General features: G+C 38.5%; 20 protein-coding genes and 1 tRNA gene. 3 read left to right on the forward strand and 18 right to left on the reverse strand.

Annotated elements, in window-relative coordinates:
• Positions 1 to 2: 2 nt before the first annotated feature.
• The 7 genes from ACAN52_RS13830 to ACAN52_RS13860 all read right to left on the reverse strand — a co-directional run bounded on the left by ACAN52_RS13830 (position 3) and on the right by ACAN52_RS13860 (position 10,284).
• The gene (locus tag ACAN52_RS13830; protein ID WP_378955491.1) at positions 3 to 1,193 is read right to left on the reverse strand and encodes a YgeY family selenium metabolism-linked hydrolase; all 1,191 of its coding nucleotides are present in this window, start codon (positions 1,191 to 1,193) and stop codon (positions 3 to 5) included.
• Positions 1,194 to 1,220: 27 nt separating this feature from the next.
• Entirely contained in the window at positions 1,221 to 2,435 is a 1,215-nt protein-coding gene (dpaL, locus tag ACAN52_RS13835) for a diaminopropionate ammonia-lyase (RefSeq protein ID WP_378955492.1), read from the reverse strand.
• A gap of 227 nt (positions 2,436 to 2,662) precedes the next feature.
• The gene (gene xdh, locus ACAN52_RS13840; RefSeq protein ID WP_378955493.1) at positions 2,663 to 5,221 is read right to left on the reverse strand and encodes a selenium-dependent xanthine dehydrogenase; all 2,559 of its coding nucleotides are present in this window, start codon (positions 5,219 to 5,221) and stop codon (positions 2,663 to 2,665) included.
• Entirely contained in the window at positions 5,214 to 6,614 is a 1,401-nt protein-coding gene (gene hydA / locus ACAN52_RS13845) for a dihydropyrimidinase (protein WP_378955494.1), read from the reverse strand. Before hydA ends, xdh begins: the two co-directional genes overlap by 8 nt.
• Before the next feature lie 41 nt (positions 6,615 to 6,655).
• Positions 6,656 to 7,738, reverse strand: a complete 1,083-nt coding sequence (locus ACAN52_RS13850; RefSeq protein WP_378955495.1) for a 4Fe-4S binding protein — start codon at positions 7,736 to 7,738, stop codon at positions 6,656 to 6,658.
• A 264-nt stretch (positions 7,739 to 8,002) separates the two neighbouring features.
• The gene (locus ACAN52_RS13855) at positions 8,003 to 9,307 is read right to left on the reverse strand and encodes a nucleobase:cation symporter-2 family protein (protein WP_378955496.1); all 1,305 of its coding nucleotides are present in this window, start codon (positions 9,305 to 9,307) and stop codon (positions 8,003 to 8,005) included.
• Positions 9,308 to 9,672: 365 nt separating this feature from the next.
• Entirely contained in the window at positions 9,673 to 10,284 is a 612-nt protein-coding gene (locus tag ACAN52_RS13860) for a helix-turn-helix domain-containing protein (RefSeq protein ID WP_378955497.1), read from the reverse strand.
• A gap of 272 nt (positions 10,285 to 10,556) precedes the next feature.
• Between ACAN52_RS13860 and ACAN52_RS13865 the strand changes: the two genes are divergently transcribed.
• Positions 10,557 to 10,679 carry a hypothetical protein gene (locus tag ACAN52_RS13865; protein WP_378955498.1) on the forward strand — a complete coding sequence of 41 codons (123 nt, stop codon included), beginning with the start codon at positions 10,557 to 10,559 and terminating at the stop codon, positions 10,677 to 10,679.
• Between the two features lie 42 nt (positions 10,680 to 10,721).
• Here the strand turns inward: ACAN52_RS13865 and ACAN52_RS13870 are convergent, their stop codons facing one another.
• The 7 genes from ACAN52_RS13870 to ACAN52_RS13900 all read right to left on the reverse strand — a co-directional run bounded on the left by ACAN52_RS13870 (position 10,722) and on the right by ACAN52_RS13900 (position 15,629).
• Complete coding sequence (locus ACAN52_RS13870) at positions 10,722 to 11,015, reverse strand: DUF1653 domain-containing protein (RefSeq protein WP_378955499.1); 294 nt, start codon at positions 11,013 to 11,015, stop codon at positions 10,722 to 10,724.
• Between the two features lie 682 nt (positions 11,016 to 11,697).
• Positions 11,698 to 11,997: an STAS domain-containing protein gene (locus ACAN52_RS13875; protein WP_378955500.1), complete on the reverse strand. Its 300-nt coding sequence runs from the start codon at positions 11,995 to 11,997 to the stop codon at positions 11,698 to 11,700.
• Between the two features lie 215 nt (positions 11,998 to 12,212).
• A complete protein-coding gene (locus ACAN52_RS13880; RefSeq protein ID WP_378955501.1) occupies positions 12,213 to 12,419 on the reverse strand; it encodes a helix-turn-helix domain-containing protein in 207 nt (68 codons plus the stop codon).
• A gap of 643 nt (positions 12,420 to 13,062) precedes the next feature.
• Positions 13,063 to 13,929 carry an effector binding domain-containing protein gene (locus tag ACAN52_RS13885; protein ID WP_378955502.1) on the reverse strand — a complete coding sequence of 289 codons (867 nt, stop codon included), beginning with the start codon at positions 13,927 to 13,929 and terminating at the stop codon, positions 13,063 to 13,065.
• Between the two features lie 335 nt (positions 13,930 to 14,264).
• Entirely contained in the window at positions 14,265 to 14,642 is a 378-nt protein-coding gene (locus ACAN52_RS13890) for a hypothetical protein (RefSeq protein ID WP_378955503.1), read from the reverse strand.
• Between the two features lie 157 nt (positions 14,643 to 14,799).
• Positions 14,800 to 15,375 carry a hypothetical protein gene (locus ACAN52_RS13895; protein ID WP_378955504.1) on the reverse strand — a complete coding sequence of 192 codons (576 nt, stop codon included), beginning with the start codon at positions 15,373 to 15,375 and terminating at the stop codon, positions 14,800 to 14,802.
• Positions 15,375 to 15,629: a hypothetical protein gene (locus ACAN52_RS13900; RefSeq protein ID WP_378955505.1), complete on the reverse strand. Its 255-nt coding sequence runs from the start codon at positions 15,627 to 15,629 to the stop codon at positions 15,375 to 15,377. Before ACAN52_RS13900 ends, ACAN52_RS13895 begins: the two co-directional genes overlap by 1 nt.
• Positions 15,630 to 16,010: 381 nt before the next feature.
• On the opposite strand from ACAN52_RS13900, the gene ACAN52_RS13905 reads away from it, so the two are divergent.
• Both ACAN52_RS13905 and ACAN52_RS13910 read left to right on the forward strand, forming a co-directional pair.
• On the forward strand, positions 16,011 to 16,415 hold the full coding sequence (locus ACAN52_RS13905) for a site-specific integrase (RefSeq protein WP_378955643.1): 405 nt from the start codon (positions 16,011 to 16,013) through the stop codon (positions 16,413 to 16,415).
• A 3-nt stretch (positions 16,416 to 16,418) separates the two neighbouring features.
• A complete protein-coding gene (locus tag ACAN52_RS13910; protein WP_378955644.1) occupies positions 16,419 to 16,679 on the forward strand; it encodes a tyrosine-type recombinase/integrase in 261 nt (86 codons plus the stop codon).
• A gap of 107 nt (positions 16,680 to 16,786) precedes the next feature.
• On the opposite strand, the gene ACAN52_RS13915 is transcribed toward ACAN52_RS13910, so the two are convergent.
• The 4 genes from ACAN52_RS13915 to ACAN52_RS13930 all read right to left on the reverse strand — a co-directional run bounded on the left by ACAN52_RS13915 (position 16,787) and on the right by ACAN52_RS13930 (position 19,613).
• Positions 16,787 to 16,863, reverse strand: a tRNA-Pro gene (locus ACAN52_RS13915).
• Positions 16,864 to 16,919: 56 nt separating this feature from the next.
• Complete coding sequence (thrB, locus tag ACAN52_RS13920; RefSeq protein ID WP_378955506.1) at positions 16,920 to 17,828, reverse strand: homoserine kinase; 909 nt, start codon at positions 17,826 to 17,828, stop codon at positions 16,920 to 16,922.
• A 28-nt stretch (positions 17,829 to 17,856) separates the two neighbouring features.
• Entirely contained in the window at positions 17,857 to 19,152 is a 1,296-nt protein-coding gene (locus ACAN52_RS13925; protein WP_378955507.1) for a homoserine dehydrogenase, read from the reverse strand.
• Positions 19,153 to 19,166: 14 nt separating this feature from the next.
• The gene (locus ACAN52_RS13930) at positions 19,167 to 19,613 is read right to left on the reverse strand and encodes an ACT domain-containing protein (RefSeq protein WP_378955508.1); all 447 of its coding nucleotides are present in this window, start codon (positions 19,611 to 19,613) and stop codon (positions 19,167 to 19,169) included.
• Positions 19,614 to 19,666 lie beyond the last annotated feature (53 nt).

Consider the following 19,666-nt stretch of genomic DNA (forward strand, 5'->3'; position numbering starts at 1 on the left):
ACCTACTTTACTGTTAGCACTGATTTTAAAATTCCATAAATGCCCTGAGCCCCTTTAACTAATTGATCGATTTCAATATACTCATCAATGGTATGAGCTAGATTTTCTTTGGATGGTCCAAAACCAATGGTTTTAATACCTAATTCTCCAGCATAATGACTACCATTGGTGCAAAAAGAATATTGGGTAATTTCTGGATTGATACCAGCGTCGTTTAACCCTTGAAGTGCCCCTTGAACAAACTCATCTTGCTCATCATACAACCATCCAGGAAAGAAACGTTCACCCTCGATCGTTGCTCCTGTATGACATTTTTCCGTACCCACGGCGTAGGATGCAGTCGCCTTAAAGTCTTGATCTTCTTGCTCGATCGTCTTGATGAGTTCTTGAATCGGCGCTAGAACAGATTCTTTTGTTTCCCCAACAAGCAAACGTCTGTCATACGTTGCACGACAATATTCTGGTACAACAGATGCCCCAGGATAAGGAGCGGATTTAATATCTGTCAGTTCCAAAATTCCTTTGCCAAGTACAGGATGAACAGTCGTCTCAAGCTGGCGAATTTTTTCAATTAAATGGGCCATTTTATATACAGCATTGACGCCTTTTTCTGGATTAGCAGAATGGGCTGGTTTTCCAAAAGTCTCTACCACGATTTCAGCACGACCACGTTGACCACGTTTTAAATTTAGTTCTGATGCTTCACCAATCACAACATAATCAGGTTTTATCCTTTTACTAATCATGCGTGCAGCGATTCCTTCAAAACATTCCTCATGTACAACACCCGATACATAAATATCACCAGAAAATTCACGCTGGGTATCCTCGGCAAAGAAGGCTGCCGCCATCATCATGGCGCTGACAGCGCCTTTCATATCAGAAGCACCACGTCCATAAATCCTGCCATCAGCAATCTCACCGGCAAAAGGATCATGTTGCCATTTTGACGCATCAGCTACAGGTACCGTATCAATATGTCCATCAAGCAGCAGAGCTTTCCCTGGCTTTTTCCCTTTAATATGTCCGATTATATTGCCATACTCATCAATAAAACAATCATCAAAACCAAGTTCTTTAAATTTTTTCTCCATACTGTGTACTACTTGATCTTCTGCTCCAGAATAGCTTTTTTGGCGAATTAATTCTTGGCATAATTCAATTAATTCTTCTTGGCGTTTATCATTCATCATTGATCATCACTCCACCTTTCCTCGGTCTCATTGACAACTCGGATATTCTCCATCCCAAACGATACTACGATATTTTTCAGGATCTGTATCCCCTTCAGTACTAATGAGAAGAATACAAGAATCTTGATTAAGTTGTAGACTTTTTTTAACTTCTGCTAAACAGTCTTTTTCTAAAATAAGAGCCAATAAACCAGCAGTTACAGCCCCAGATTCACCTGAAATGACTCGACAATCTGAGCCCATCGGATTTCCCAGCATACGCATTCCTTTTGCTGCGACTTCATCAGGACAAGAAAAAAACAGATCGCTATAATCTCGCAAAATATTCCAGCCCACATGATTTGGTTCGCCACACGCCAGACCAGCCATGATGGTATTCATCTCACCACCAACAATTCTTGGTTTCTCATCATTAGCAATGGCTGACTGATAGAGACAATCAGCTACATTCGCCTCAACGACAACGGTTTTAGGACGTTCATGACCAAATAATGAGGCAAAACATCCTTGAATGGCACCCGCAAAAGATCCCACACCTGCTTGCACAAAAACATGTGTTGGTTTTTCAACGCCAACCCTCTGCAATTGCTCTAGTGATTCAGTCGCAATAGTCCCGTAACCTTGCATGATCCATTCAGGAATTTCCTCATATCCTTCCCAAGCTGTATCCTGTACCATCACCCAACCATGTTCTTCAGCTTTCCCTGCCGCTAATCGAACGGCTTCATCATAATTAAGTTCCGTGATGGATGCCGTTGCACCTTCAGCTCGGATATTTTCCAAGCGAGTCAAAGAAGATCCTTTAGGCATATAAACGACTGACTTTTGCTGCAATTGACGAGCAGCCCATGCTACACCCCTGCCATGATTACCGTCTGTCGCCGTCACAAAGGTAATCTCACCCAATTGTTCTCGAACCTCAGGAGAAGCCAGCATTGAAAAACTCAATTCTCCAATATCACGTTGTAGACGTTTCGCTAAATATTTGGCAATAGCAAAAGAGGCACCGAGTACCTTAAAGGCATTCAGCCCAAAACGATAAGATTCATCTTTTACATAAATCCCCTTTACTTCTAATCGTTTTGATAAATTTTCTAAACTACGCAATGGCGTTTCAGCATATTCTGGAAAACTCATATGAAAGGCCTTAACCTTTTGCATTTCAGAAGAACTGAGGAAATCCGTAGACACCCCTGTTGTTTTTTGCATTTGATTCATAGTCCAGGACATTTTTTTTGTCATGTTAGTATCTCCTTTTATGAAATTTTTGATAGATATACATTGAATTAGCCATGATGAAGAGCAATCTCCAGTAATGGGGTATAGGGCTAAATAAAAAAATCTAAACAAGAATCGTCGAGGATGGGAGTATAGGGTTGAGCGGCGTTACGTAGGAAGCAAGCGATGCCCTATACTCCCATCCTCGACAGCCGCACAATATGACAATCACATTCTTCAATGTAACTTCTTTATTTCTTCTTACTGTACGGAGTCTCAAGCAGAGGTAGACTGGTACGCATCTTTCCATCTCGTTGATAATAAGCACCTGCCACAGCAGGCGCTGTGGGAACAGTCACGATCTCCCCAACGCCTTTCGCACCATAGGCAACCTCACTATAACTCTTTTCCACTAAAATACATTCTATTTTGGGTACTTGACTAGCACGCAATAATCCTAACGTACCAAATTTAGCAGTTGGTACACCATTTTTCAGTGGAAAATCTTCCGTCAGGGCATAGCCAAGACCCATGACCACTCCACCTTCAATCTGTCCTTCAATATTAATAGGATTAATAGCTTTTCCTATATCATGAGCCGCTATCACCTTTTCCACCTTGCCCGCAGCATCTAAAATCACTACTTGCGTTGCATAGCCATAAGCTACGTGGCTAACAGGATTCTTTTTTGTAGAGTTCATAGGATCTGTAATTCCGCTATACTCTCGATAATATTCCTTACCTTCTAGTTCGGCTAAGGAATGGGTTTCTAAATCGGCTCGTAAGTCTAAGGCAGCTAGTTTTGTTGCCTCCCCATTAAATAAAGTTTGCCGCGAAGCAGTCGAAGTACCACCATTCGGAGTAATCGCCGTATCCGGATCATGTACCTGAATCAATTCACTAGGTAAAGCAGTTGCCTCAACGACAATCTGTACCATAACTGTAGCCAACCCTTGCCCCATACAAGCTGCACTCGTACAAATCATGACCCGACCATCTTGTATCTTAAGCTTTACACGTCCGATATCAGGTACTCCAACACCAATTCCACTATTCTTCATGGCACAAGCAATTCCAGCCTCTGGATAAGCTTCAACAATACTCTTTACAGCTAGCAATGTTTCTTTAAATGCTGTACCCTCGTCAGCTATTTGCCCATTCGGTAAAATCTTCATAGGTTCAATCGCATTACGAAAACGAATTTCCCAAGGTGATAGTTGGAGCCGCTGAGCTAATACATTTAAATTACTTTCCATAGCAAAACAAGATTGAGTCACGCCAAAACCACGGAAAGCTCCATAAGGCGGATTATTTGTATAGACACCAATTCCCTCAATTTGGATATTTTCAATTTCATAGGGACCAGCAGCATGCGTACAAGCCCGCTGTAATACAGGTCCTCCAAGGGAAGCATAAGCTCCCGTATCCGCTACAATATATGCCTTCACTGCCGTGATTTTGCCTTCTGCATCACAAGCTGTGGTAAATTCCATGTTCATTGGATGACGTTTGGGATGTACTAATATACTTTCTTTACGACTTAGGGTCAATTTTACTGGTTTTTGCGTATGCCATGCCAGTAAAGCAGCATGATGTTGTACAGATAAATCTTCTTTACCGCCAAAACCACCACCTACAAGTTTGCTAATAACCCGAATTTTTTCTCCTGCTACACCAAGCATGGCTACTATTCCATGATGCTCATCATAAACACTTTGCCCGCCCGTATATACAGTCAAGGTACCATTTGAGTTTGGCACTGCCAAAGCACTTTCTGGCTCCATAAAAGCATGTTCAGTAGGCGGTGTCTTATAGGTATAGGTTACGACATGAGCTGCCTCAGCAATGGCCTGTGCAACATGACCACGTTCCAATTGAATATTCGCTAATAGATTTCCTTTAGGATGAAGAATCGGTGCACCTTCTGCCAAGGCTTCTTCAGGTGTCAATATGGGTGTGCGTTCTTCATAATCAACTTTAATCAACTCTAAGGCATGACGAACAACTTGTTTTGATATGCCAGCCACTAAAGCCAGAGAATCACCAATATATCTGGTTTCTTCGCCTTCGGCAATCATTACGGGCCAGTCATGAACGAGATGACCTAAAAACCGTTCCCCTGGAACATCCTTGGCCGTTAGCACACTCTCCACCCCAGGATACAAAAGAGCTGCTGAAATATCGATTTTTTTTACCAAGGCCCGAGGATATTGAGTCCGAAGGACAGCCGCGTAAAGCATTCCCTCTACCTGCAGGTCATCCACATATTGACCTGTTCCTAGTACCTTTTCTTTGGCATCCACTCTGACTTTACCTACACCAATACGGCTACCTGGCTCTAGAGACTCTGGCAGTATTTCACCGCGAAAAGCTTTAGCCGCCAGCATGATTGCAGCTTCAATTTTCACATAACCAGTACAGCGACAGAGATTTCCATTAATCGCCATTTTTACATTCTCTATCGTTGGCGTAGGATTTCCATCTAATAATGCTTTCGCGCTAATGATCATTCCCGGTATACAAAAACCACATTGAACAGCTCCTGCTTTGCCAAAAGCCCAAGTATAAATCTCTTTTTCTTGATCTGTTAATCCTTCGACCGTGATGATGTTTTTTCCATGTACTTTACTCGTTGTCAAAAGGCACGCCCTAACTGTTTTTCCATCAACAAGGACCATACAAGCCCCACAGGCCCCTTCGCCACAACCATTTTTTACTGAAGTTAAGCGTATATCTTCTCTAAGAAATTCCAATAGATTCATTTCTTCAGCAACGATAACCTCATGACCATTCACTTTAAATTCAAACACTGCCATCCCTCCCTTCACAGTATGATGTACGCCTCAGATAGGAGCCAGCAGGTCCCTCTTCCTGCAAAATACCTTCCTTAACAAGATGTTGGCCACGTAAAAATACATGACGAGCTTTACCTTGTTGACAAAATCCTTCATATAAATTGTAATCCACTTGCTGCATCTGTTTTTTTGCTGTGATCACTTCTTGCACAGTAGGATCCCACACAACTAAATCCGCATCACTTCCTACGGCGATGGTTCCTTTACGGGGAAATAAACCAAACAATTTAGCAGCATTCGTCGATGTCAGTGCAACAAACTGATTGAGATTAATTTTTCCATTAGCGACGCCATAGGTATATAATAGGCCAAATCGATTTTCCACCCCAGGGCCCCCATTGGGTATTTGGGAAAAGTCCTTTAGCCCCTTTTCTTTTTGACCCTTTAAATTAAAAGAGCAATGATCTGATCCAACAGTAGCCACGCTGCTACTGTCTAAACCTGCCCACAAGGCCTTTTGATTAGAAACAGGCCGCAGGGGTGGTGATAGAACATACTTTGCTCCACTAAAGTCTGAGGTTTCATAGTAGGAATCATCTAACAACAAATACTGAGGACACGTTTCAGCATAGACTGGAAATCCTTTCAGTCTAGCCTGCTCCACCATCTCTAGAGCAGCTCCTGAACTTACATGAACAATATAAAGAGGTGCATCAGCCAGTTCAGCAAGACAAATAGCGCGACCAGTGGCTTCCCGTTCAATGGCAATAGGACGAGTCAAGGGATGATAACGCGGCTCAATTTGCCCTTTGTTTTGCGCTTCATTCACCAATACATCAATGACATCCCCATTCTCGCAATGTACACAAACCAATAGACCTGCTTTTTTTGCAAGTTTTAACACTTTGAGCAGTGCACCATCATCGACTTGTAAAATATTTTTATAAGCCATATATAACTTAACGGATGAAACACCTTCCTTAGAAATCAAGGTAGTCATCTCTTCAAGTACATCCTTTGTCACTTCACTGATAGCCAGATGAAAACCATAGTCTATATAACTTTGTCCACGGGCTTTCTCATGCCAATTGAACAAGGCTGTAGCTAAACTTTCACCTTTGTTCTGTGTAGCAAAATCAATCACTGTTGTTGTACCGCCGACAGCTGCTGCCCGCGTACCACTGACAAAATCATCAGCCGTTTTTATATCACCTACAGGCAGATCAAAATGTGTATGAGGATCAATTCCACCAGGAAATAAAAAACATCCCTCAACATCAATGTGATGATCTCCAGGTTGGAATACATCTTGACCAATGGCTACTACTTTTTCGCCTTCAATCCGCACCTCTGCTTGATAACAATCAGCAGCAGTGACAACTGTTCCCCCTGTCAATATCGTCGCCATTATATAGACTCCTTTCTTCTAAGCTATAGGTAAAAAAATTTTTATGGCATTCTCAAAGCTTGTTTAGGACAACGGCTGATACATAAACCGCAGCCAAAACACTTTTCTCCATCAATCTTCAGCCAATTTTTTTTAGAAATAGCATCATAAGCACAGCTAATTTCACAACGACCACACAAGATGCACTTTTTCATATCAACTACTGGTACCTGCAATTGGCGCTGCATCTTTTGTTCAGCCATTTTGCGAATGGTCAAGCCTTTAATTTCATCCACTGATTCATAACCATGACTATCTAAAAAATCATTTAATTCTTTTACAATTTTTCCGTAAACAGTAGGGCCTTTTAGAATGGCTTCCGTACACACTTGCACCGCTGAGGCACCTGCCATAAACATTTCTGCCACATCACGACCGTTTGTCACTCCTCCAACACCAATGATTGGAATGTTCACTACGCGTGCAGCATCATAAATACAACGTAAAGCTAGGGGTTTAATCGCAGCGCCTGATAACCAGCCATAACCTCCTGAACTCCCCATTAATGGCAAACCAGTCTCAATATCAATACCAAAACAAGGACCAAAAGAATTTATCATGACTAAGCCATCAGCACCTGCCTCTTCCACAGCTTTTGCAATTTCCTGAATGTTAGGATGTGGGCTCATTTTCATAAAGACAGGAATGTCCACAGCTGCTTTTGCAGCCTTTAATGCATTAATAATGGGCGAAATATCATTCCCAACATAATGGGTCGACAATTCTAAGGCGGCAGCATAAGGACGAACTAAGGGTGCTAATTCTGCAATTTGGTCAGCCGTATAACCCAGGCCAACAATTACTGGTAAGTCTGTATCCTTAGCCAATTGATATTCAGTCGCAAGCCATTGCTCTTTGGGCAATTCAGACCAAAGCTCCGTATTTAAAAATCCACCTTTAATTTCTGCCATACAAGGCCGAGGTACATCTGCTGGCTCGACTGAAATCGTCTTAGTTACAATCCCCCCAGCACCACCTTGCGCTGCAGCTTGACACATAGCTCCATCCTTTACTGGCGGCCCAGCAGCAGGCATAACTGGATTTACAAATTCTAGACCACAAATCGTTACATTTAACTTTGCCATAATAATTCCTCCATTATCGATTAGTTTATTCCGTATAACTACTCTCTTTTTCTCAATATTACAAATTTTCAACTAATAACGCAACTAGAATAAACTAACTCATCCATATTAATTATTATATAGAGTTTATCTCACTATATCATGATTGAAACTCTATATAAATTACATGAAATATTATAAACGGCAATCGTCAGGAATGTTCTCTAACTCATTCCTGACAGACCAACCATAGATACAAATTCTTATTGCACTATATCAACTTGCTTATGCCGCATCTACTTTATTCAGCAGAGCATTTAATAGGATTGCGACAACACTACCAACAGTAATTCCACTATTTAAAATAACTTGTAGTTCCATCGGAAATTTTTGATAAATAGTAGGTACCGCTAAGGGAATTAAGCCTACCGCAATACTCACTGCTACCACCATCAGATTATGAGTCCCTTCAAATTTCACTTTGGAAAGGGTTTTAACCCCACTGGCCATAACCATACCAAACATTGCAATACCTGCTCCACCCAATACAGGTGTAGGAATAGAAGCAACAACGGCTGCGACTTTAGGAAATAGACCTAAGACTACAAGAATTCCGCCAGCAGCTGCTACAACATAGCGACTTTTCACACGAGTCAAACCAACGAGACCAACATTCTGAGCATAGGCAGTATATGGGAAAGCATTTAAAATACCACCCAGCATAGTGGAAAAACCATCAGCCCGTAGTCCTCTCGTTAAATCCTCTTGGGTAACAGGCTTATCAACAATTTCACCGATCGCAATAAAATCACCTGTTGTTTCTGTCATAACAACCAACATAACAAGTGTCATGGCGATAATCGAAGGAACATCAAAGGTAGGCATACCGAAAGCAAAAGGTGTAGTAACTCCAACCCATGCCGCTGTTGTTACACCCGAAAAATTTACTAATCCAAATGGAATGGCTAGTAATAGACCTGCAATGAGACCTAATAAAACAGCAATGTTACTCAAAAATCCTTTAAAATAACGATAAAAGAAAACAACGAGTGCTAGAACAACGAATGCAAGACCAATAAACTGCATATCACCAAAATTTTTCGCACTTGGAACGCCACCACCAGCCCATCGTACAGCAACTGGCAGCAAGGACACACCAATAATCGTAATAATCGAACCTGTCACTACAGGGGGGAAAAAACGAATCAGACGACTAAAATAAGGACTCACTAAAAAAGTTATGATACCAGCGATAATAACTGAACCATATACACCTGTTAAACCATGGGTTTTTCCAATCAGAATCATTGGCGTTACCGCCGCAAAAGTAACTCCTTGAATCACAGGAATTTTAATGCCCATTTTCCAAAATCCTAAGGTTTGAATTAATGTTGCAATTCCGCAAGTAAATAGATCTGCATTGATTAAGTAAATAATTTGTTCTTTGCCCAGTCCCAAAGCATTCCCTAAAATGAGGGGCACTGCGACAGCACCAGCATACATAGCTAATACATGTTGCAGACCATATAAGAACAATTGACCGAAAGGTAATTTTTCATCCACGGGATGAGTATTTTTTGATGTACTCATAATTTGATTCCTCCATTATTTTATTTCTATTTTTTTTAAAATATTTATTAATGATAAAAATCTAATCACCTTCTTTCTTAAAGTAAACTCGGATTACGCCAAACTGTAATATAGGCTAAAATCTTAGTTGCTTTTGCCAGAACGGAAAATTGAACTATTTTCTGATTCTGCAAATAAAAAAGCGCTCTAAAAAAGGAATGAAACTTCCTTTTTTAGAGCGCCGCTGCTCATAATTAAAATTTTACTATATAAACTTAGATAAAAATTTTCAATGGATAACTTAAATAGAATTTTTATTTCTTGAACTTATTCTATCTCATTTTGAGACAGTTGTCTACTCTTTTATATATTCTATATAAAAATTTTTATATAATCTCATATTCTCTGATTTTGCGGTACAAAGTTGCACGACTGATACCTAATAATTTGGCAGCTTTATCTTTGCTGCGTACATTACCAGAAACCTCAGCCAAAGCCTTAACAATCGCATCTTTCTCCAAGTTATCCAAATTCAGAGGTGGCTGAACTGGTATTTCATCAATTACCCTTCCCGTCAAATTACCCGCAATGAGTTCTGCCATCTTAACAATAAACTGAAGCATCCATTCCTTATTATCAAGTAAACGTTCAGCTTGTATAGGGTCAAAACTCACCAATCCAATCACACCAACAGGTTTTCCTTCCAGCATAATAGGAGAGGCCATTTCCGCACTTTCAAAGCACTGTCCACGCCGAGGACACGGATGACAAAGATCGTGATATCCTGGATTTTCAATCACCACTGTATTACCTGTGTTTAGTACATGCCGATAAACAAACCCATCTAACATAACATGTCCACACTGCTCTTTATATTGACCAGTGCCAGCCACTCTAACAAGATTGACATCGGCAATTTCTACTTCAATCTTCAAAACATCTGAAATAGCTTCCGCCGTTTTTTGTACTGTACTTTGTATCTCGTGTAATGCACTCATTTCATTCACCTCAATATCATTGCCGGTCTTTCCATACTATTCATTATAGTATCATTCGTCGATTCCCAGTAAATTTCCTGCTATTAAAATGATCCGATGACCAAGTCATTTCAAATTGTCTTTCTTAATTCAAATTTCATCATTTATTGTAAATAAAGGTGGCACCCTGATATCGTATCGTAGTAATATAGTATATGCACAAACTGATTTCCTCTCACATTGATGATGAATCAAAATATGTTGGGAAATACTTTACATATGGAGGTGATTGTATGGGAAAAATTTCTGATAAAGATAGCTATAAGAACATGAAAACCGCAACTAAAAGTTCTCAGTTCTACGCGACCAAACAAGCAGCGAAAAAGGCAAAAGAAAATCGCTTTGCGACTAAATAATTTTATACATAATAATTTAGTCCAAAAGAGCTACTAGCCATGTTAGTAGCTCTTTTTTCCACTCCATTCAAAACAAATCAGACTCTCGCCATTTTCACCGAGATAAGAAAACCTTGGAACTTTCACACCTTCGTATAAGACCTCTTCGAGAAACATTTTTTTGGGTCTTACCCACAAACCATAATTCCCATATAAAGCCCGATATATAATCATGACTTCAAGACTCTCACTGTGCGTCGCCTCATCCAAAACTTCATATAATTTATTTTTATAGTGGCGGTAGAGACCTTTTTTTATCACAGTCGATTGGCAATGTTCTTGTTCTAATTTTTCCATATCATAACCCCTTTTTTATTAAAGCAAAAACTCCTACATCAAAATTCTGATGTAGGAGAAGTTCTCTGTATATATGAATGAACTGGTCGGAGCGACAGGATTTGAACCTGCGACCTTCTGCCCCCCAGACAGGAATTTACGTCTAGTTTACTAAACATTACGGATACGTAAAAGCCATCCAGCCCATTAAAATCAATAACCTTTCACCTATTACATCATCTTGCTTTATAATTATTTTATCAGTTTTGAACATGTTTTTGCACCTTAAAACACACCGTAAGGTGCAGTATTTTTACTGCTAATCACTGATAATAATAAACTAAAACAGCGATTGTGTCTACCCAGCCTCCCGCTGGGTATTTTTTATTACCTTGCGGGAATCCTGTGTAAAAGAAGTGATATTAAATGCTACTAATATTCAAGGGCTAGTATTACACGGTAAAGAGGTGAGTAAAGTTAATTACCAAAAGATAGTTATCAAGCAAGTCCCAAATTAGCGCGCCTACTAGTGACGTTAGTAATCAGAGTGATCGAGAATCAAAGAAAAGTAAGTGTAGATTAATCCCTTGCAGATTAAAAAGTGAAAGATACCTACTAATGTCAAAATAACCACCTGCCTTTGGCATATCATTATTACCAGTTTGGCAGGTGATTAATTTCTTTACATCTATTATATTCTCTTTTATTCTGTAAAACTTTCTTCAAACCGCGTTATTTTAAAAAGTTCTTTGACTATACCTTTTAATCCCGCAACTTTAAGACTACCTCCTAAACAATGAGATTGATTGCGGAGCGCAACCAAGGTCCCAATCCCTGAAGCATCAATATAATTTACGGCACTCATATCAACAATACATTTATTATACTTCTCATCTAGATACCCCAGCAGTTCTTGTCTTAAAATTACAGAGTCCTCAAGATACATTCTACCATTCAATTTTATCAAGATTCGGTTCTCATCAATAGTGATTTGTTTTTCCATGCCACACATCCTTAATATTTTCACTATTTATCTATTATATGTATAAATAGTTGAAAATTTTGTAAAAATGAATTCCTAAAAATATTTTTCTTATTTATAAATAAAAAAAACTACCAAGTCAATTATGACCTGATAGGGGCTTCGCTTTCAGATATCAAAATTAGACAGCTTTACTTATTTACACTGATCACAATATTTTTAATTGCGCTGCTGTACTATTTTTCAATCCGATCCAATATATCATTTTTCAAAAACAACTTATCACGTAATGTTTGCTTGACCGGAATCAACTTTCCCTTTTGCACTAGCTTATCAATATTTCGCCTGGAACAACCTAAAATCTCGGCTGCTTCCATCGTGGTAATAACATTTTCGCTGATAAATGCTTTTAACTTATCTTCTGACTCAAAAATACGTTCCACTTATAAATCACTCCCTAACTGCAAAATATATTAAATACGCAACAACTAAACCACCTGGTACCCAGGATAATATTTACATATCTCTAAAATTAACCGACGCCAACCATAAAATGAAGATAAAAAGCATCATCCTAATTTAATTATTAGGACGATGCTTTCAATTTAATAGTGCAATAACCGACTTACTGACAGTATATAGTACTAAGATTCCAGCAAAAATTACAATTGGATAATCCCGCCATTCTTTTGCAGTATCCATAATTTACCTTTTCATATCTTTTATATATATCTTATCATTAACACATTACAGGATAATTATTGAAATTCAATAAATGTATTATACAACAATAAATATTATTAGTAAATAAATATTATTAATAATCAAATTATGGTTATATTATTCATTTTCATAAATAAAAAAGCCGTCTACCCTATTATGAGTAAGAGGGGTACGGCAACGATTAATGTAAAAAGCAGCCACAAGACAGTATTTACCATTTACAATCAACTATAAATCAAAAATGGTACTACTATTTTGTGACTGTTATGACGTAAAATATGAAATATACGACAGAACTGAATCTAAAATTATGTTACATCAAATCTACAAATTGGAATTTGATGAACTCCGAATTATTCTCTTTTACGTAGTTATTTTTTTTAAAACAGGAATCCAAATTTCGCTGTAGTAGTTTTCATCTTGATTGCCTTGCGGATAATCAGCCAGATTGGTGTACATTTCAATATTGTAACCTGCTGCAATTTCATAATCCTTGCAACTAGGCAGCCATTCCGAGAAGATTTTTCTGTTCACATCTTGCAGAGATTTCGGCATTGCGCCCTTGCAAGCAAAAACAGCCCACGTGTGTTTAGGAATAATCTTTGTAACAAAACCATTAGGTATTTCTATAGATGGATTGTAATTGTCTGCAATCAAATATTCAAACTCATTTGAACCCATACTTTCATCTATGCAAACTCCGTACATTCCGCATACAAATTTCCCCTTTCCTGTTTGATAATGCTCTGTCCAAAACTGTGGAATTTTTGTAGTTGCAATATCATATTTAAACACCTTTGACACGCCCATGACAGTAAACGAATCTTTTTCAACAATTTTGTAATCCATAATATAACCGCCTTCCAATGAAAATTTGATTTTCAGCGGAGCAAACGATTTAATCATTGCTCCATCTTTTCGAACAGCAGTAGGTGTGACACCATGAAATCGAGTAAAAGCTTTTGTGAAACTATCCGGTGAGTCGTAGCCATATTTCAGTGCAATATCAATGATTTTTTCATCAGTGGAAACAAGCTCACTGCCGGCAAGGGTAAGTCTACGTTGTCTGATGTACTCTCCGACCGTAAAACCACAAAGCATTGCAAAGCCTTTTTGGAAATAGAACGGAGACATAAATGTTTTTTTTGCAATATTTTCTATTGCGATTTCTTCAGTGATATTCTCCTCAATATAGTTTATAGCTTCACTGATTCCTTCAATCCATCCCATAATCATCACCCCTGTCTGTACATATATCTTATCTCTTTCCAAGCGGTTGTTCCCGACTTTTTGTGTTATGTTTTGTCTGAAAGATTATTAAATAACCTGTACATCAAATTACTATTTGTTGAGTTGTCTTACATCTTTCATATATCTCATTTTTCTCTTGCGACACAATAAATTACTAATCCGACTTAACTTTTAAGAATATTATAACATTTTATCTATTTTTAGACATAAAAAAAGTCCGTCTCGCCAATTAAGGAAAGACGGACTAAAACTATTTTTTAATTAATAGATAACCAATAGCAATAAAACTAAGATCTCGTTGCAAAGTCAATGATCTAATTTTCGACTTTTCTGCTTGCTCTAGCTTCTCGAAGGATTCGTTGGCTGTCTTTAATGCAATCTGCGCTTGATTTATTGAGTTGTTGGCTATTGTTAATTGTTGATTCAATTTCTCTATTTGTTGATCTAATAACGTTATTTGATCGTTGGATTTCTGTAGTAATTGATTGGCTTGTTGTAATTGTCTGTCCTGCTCGTTGTTGTTGATCTCCAACTGATTCAAGTTGTTCTCTAACTGTGTTAGATGTGATTCTGTCAGTTGATACATTACCTGCGCTGAACACATTGTAGGCAACGATAACGCCAACAAACAACACAACAGCAATGATAATATTTTTCTTGTTTTCATTTACATACTCCTTTACTTTTTCCATTTTGAATACCTTCTTTCTCTTAATTTCTCAATTTCATCATAAAAACCACCTGCCACGCCCTCGATGATTTTTACATCATGAGGACGTTTTGACAGGTGGTTATTTTTATCTTTGTCTACGATGCCCTGCAAGTGATTATTGACGAGGTTAGACGCCATTACATATCAAGCCCTACTACATAATCATAGGTAGTATCTGCTCTATTAGCATATCCTTCAGCATTTTCTTCGCTCACTGATGCTGCAATATAGTACTGATCGCGGAAAATATCTCGTAATACTTCGAGATCGGTAAGATCATATTCGTCAGCGCGATTCTGCAAGAATCGTCTAACTGTGCTGTGACTAGTAGGACACCACATCCCTGCATATATCAAGCACTTTCCTTCAAGGCCTGGCACTTTTTTCAATTCAGGAATGTACATTTCTAAGCAATCCTGTGCAAGGATAATATTTTGCGCTTCTTGCCCTTGTGGGGAATCAAGTAATGAAGATAAGTCACCTTTTTCTCCATTACCTTTAATATCCGAATAGGTACGTCCTGCAAAATAGTCCCCACCATCAATATAACTAAGTAAAGTATCACCTCTACCTCCATTAAGGCCTTCCCACTGGGAAATACCCATAGAAGGATAGTCTCCTGCTGTAGAGCATGTCACGCTACCATATTTCCCCTCTATGCTAGTTACTCCAATCCCTTTTGCAATTTCATAAGCTAATTCTTCTTCAGTCATTATTGATTACCCCCATTATTTTTTAATGTAATTGTTTTGTTGTATCCAAGCAGGCCAGTACCTACTGTGATAAGCCATTCTGCTGCGCCTATATAACTATCGTATTTTACAAAGTCCTTTTCGGCTACAATCATGTACCCTGTAAGCACTAGTAATACCAACATTGGCAACAGGATAAGCAAAAGTGCAGCTAAACCGGTTCGGCTTGCTGCACCATTTTCGTAGAGTAGACCTATTAAAAATCTTTTCATCATATTTATTATGTAGGAGAAGGTGCACCGCCCATTATAGGGTTAGATAGTTCACTAATACATGACTCCCCTTTGCTACGTTGTGTCTTAGCAATCACATAATGATTATCTTTTTACACGTGTTAAATCAGGCCTTGGACACCTACGTATTGATAGAATACTACCTAAGCATATTTTAGAATTTATAGACCAATTAAGTGAACCGACTGCAGCGCAAGGCGATGAACCTTTTAGCCCCAATACTATCAGACAACATTTTACTTTATTAAACGTCCTGCTAAGTGCTACCGTTAAGTGGAAGTTACTCATTAATAACCCATGTAATGATGTTACAAAACCTAAACGAGCAAAAACTCGCAAGAAAATACTAAATGAAATCGAACTATCAACTTTTTTAATAAATTAGATAAATGCGATGTAGCAAAACATCAGCTTTGGATTTTATTAGCGTTCACTTTAGGATTAAGACGCGAAGAGATTTTCGGTTTAAAATGGCAAGATGTAAATTTTGACGAAAATACAATATCCATAGAGCGAGCCATTGTATATGTTCGCAATACAGGACTTCTTGAGAAAGATACTAAAAGTGATAGCAGCTATCGCAAACTGTCTGCGCCAGAAGATGTTATGTATTTATTATTACGTTGGAAGAATGAAGTGGATGCTTCTTTCAAGCGGCGTTGTAAAAGTCAGAAGATAGTTCCCCTTGATGCCAATCCAACATCTGCAGATAAATGGGTATTTACAAAAGCTGATGGCTCTGTAGGTCACCCACATGCTTTTAATTGATTTATTAGACGATTCTGTGAGAATAACGGCATCTCTAAGATGAGCCCACATTTACTCCGTCATATGTCTGGCAGCTATCTCTTGAAAGGTGGTATTGATATTGCTAGCGTATCCGCAAAATTAGGACATGCCGATAAATCATTTACAATGAAAACATATATTCATTCTTTAGAATCAACCGAAAAACAAACAGCTAATGTTATGCAAAATATCCTTAATAATTTAAAAATCCCACAAAGCAAAAAAGGACATACTAACAATTAGTATGCCCTTCTACAATGTACATTTATTAATTTTGTCCACTAATTTTAACCATAAGACGCAAGTTAACATAAAATAGTGATCTAAATCCTTACGAGTACTGGATTTACTGGTCGGAGCGACAGGATTTGAACCTGCGACCTTCTGCCCCCCAGACAGACGCGCTACCGAGCTGCGCCACACCCCGACTGACAAAATCTATTTTACCTTTTTTATGGCATTATGTCAATGTTTTAGAAAAAATTAATCAATTACTCTTGCACCTTCTGTATCAATATCCAGCACCAGATACTTGGCAGAAATTTGATTGTTCGCAAAGGCCTCTACCATCCCAAAGCCAACTTCTTCACAACGATCTTGAGCAAAAGCAATTAGACACGGTCCAGCACCACTTAATGCTACCCCAAGTGCACCTTTCTCTAACGCTGCATCAAATACCTGCCCCATACCGGGAATTAAATGTTCTCGATAAGGCTGATGAATTTTATCTGCTAGGGCATAACGTAAATGTTGAAATTCCCCTTGACATAGAGCACCTATAACGAGGGCTGTTCGACTAATATTGAAAACTGCATCTTTAAATGGAACGGTTTCTGGCAGTACTTGGCGCGCTGCATGAGTTGACAAATTAAAATCTGGTATTGCAACGATCATGTTCAATTTTGCAGGTGGCACAAAACGCAAATAACGCGCTTTTTTCCCCTCTACTACACTCGTAGTAATACCACCAAAAATTGCAGGTGCAACATTATCTGGATGCCCTTCAATAGCTGTCGCCATATCTAGAAGGTCATCTTTGCTTAAAGTATTACCCGTTGCCACATTCGCTGCAAAAAGCCCAGCTACAATCGCAGCCGCACTACTACCGAGACCACGAGATAAAGGAATTTGGTTATTCATTTTAATATGAATACCTTGATACTGTTTTCCCACTTTTTCAAATACCTTTTGTATGACTTGCCATACAATATTTTTATCATCAGTCGGAATAAGACTTGCTCCCTCACCTTCTACTTCAATAACCAAGCTACCTTCTGTCGATAAGGTTAATTCCAAATCATTATAAATCGTACAAGCTATCCCCACTGCATCAAAACCCGGTCCACAATTGGCTGTCGTTCCTGGCACACGAACTTTTACAGATACTGACATATTCCCTCTCCCATCTCATCAGGTATCATTAATCCAAATGATCTGCAACGACCCTAATTACATTACAAACTTTATTAACGACTGGCAGACCAATCAATGTATTAATTGCCGAGCGTAAACTTACATCAACAACTCGATTGGTAATCAACACAAGTTCTGAACAATCTGCGACTTTACTTTTTTGAATAACTGAATGTAAACTCACTTCCTGAGCACCAAAGGCACCAGCGATCGCCGCTAAAACACCAGGCTTATCCTGAACTAACAATCGGATATAGTAAGGAGATTCAGTTTGTTCAACAGGACAAAAACTTTTATTTTCAAAGCACGTGCATAAAATACGGCTATTTGCGTTATGCTTAGTATTACGAGCCACATCAATAATATCAGCAACTGCAGCGCTAGCTGTTGGCATTTCTCCAGCACCACGACCATAAAACATAGTTTCACCTACAGCATCACCTTTGATATAAATGGCATTAAAAACATCATTTACAGAAGCAAGAGGATGAGTTGTGGAAATAAATGCCGGATGTACGCGTACGTCAATACCACGCTCATCATCTTTTGCAATCGCTAATAGCTTGATTACATATCCCAGTTCTTTAGCATAACCAATATCTTCTTTCGAAATATTTGTAATGCCTTCGACATAAACATCATCAATAGAAACTCTGCTACTAAATGCAATGGATGCTAAAATTGCGATTTTACGGGCTGCATCAAATCCTCCAACATCAGCAGTTGGATCAGCTTCCGCATACCCTTTGGCCTGGGCTTCGGCTAACACACTATTAAAATCGAGACCTTCACTAGTCATTTTAGTGAGCATATAATTTGTTGTACCATTAATAATTCCTACAACTTCGCTAATTTTATTCCCAGCTAGACATTGTTTCAGCGGTCTGATAATTGGAATTCCACCAGCTACACTGGCTTCAAATAAAAAATCGACTTTATGTTCGGCAGCCACTTCCAGTATTTCTTGACCAAATTTGGCTACAACATCTTTATTTGCACTAACAACATGTTTACCAGCACGTAACGCACGCAAAATATATTCTCTAGCCGGCTCCATGCCACCCATCAATTCAACAACAATGTCAATTTCTTTATCATTAAGAATATCTTCAATATCTGTAGTAAATTCAGCATTGCTTTCTACAGTTCTAGGTTTATCAAGCTGACGTACCATAATTTTTTTTACATTGACAGACATGCCAACTTTTTGTAAAATATCATGGGCGTTTCGTGTTAATATTTTAACAACACCAGTCCCGACGGTTCCCATACCTAATAAACCAACATTGATTACTTTTTCCATGATAATTCCTCCTTTTAGGCCTGGCCTAAGACTTCCAACCTCTTTACACCCTCTATCATTCTAACTTTATCTAACAAAGCTTCTAAATCAATGGCTAATTCAGCCGTTTCAATTGAAATCGTAGCATTGGCGACACCTTGTAATGGTATGCCTTGATTAATTGTCAATACACTACCACGATCATAAGCAATCGTATTGAGAACTTTTGACAATACTCCTTGCTTATGCTCTAGCAATAGTGCTAGAGTAATAATTTTCTCCTTACTTGCTTCATAAAAAGGAAATACATAATCTTTGTATTTATAATAAGCACTACGGCTTAATTCCATTTTTTCTACAGCTTCGTTAATTGTACGTGCTTCACCACGTTTCAACATATCTTTGACTTTAATTGTTTTCTTAATTGCTTCAGGTAAAATTTCTTCTCGAACTAAAAAAAATACAGCTTTTTGACCAATCACAGCTTAATCCCCTTTCAGTATTACACATATGGATGTTTATCTACTCTCAGAAG

The organism is Pelosinus sp. sgz500959, from assembly GCF_042610375.1.
Classification (GTDB): Bacteria; Bacillota; Negativicutes; order DSM-13327; family DSM-13327; genus CTSoil-075.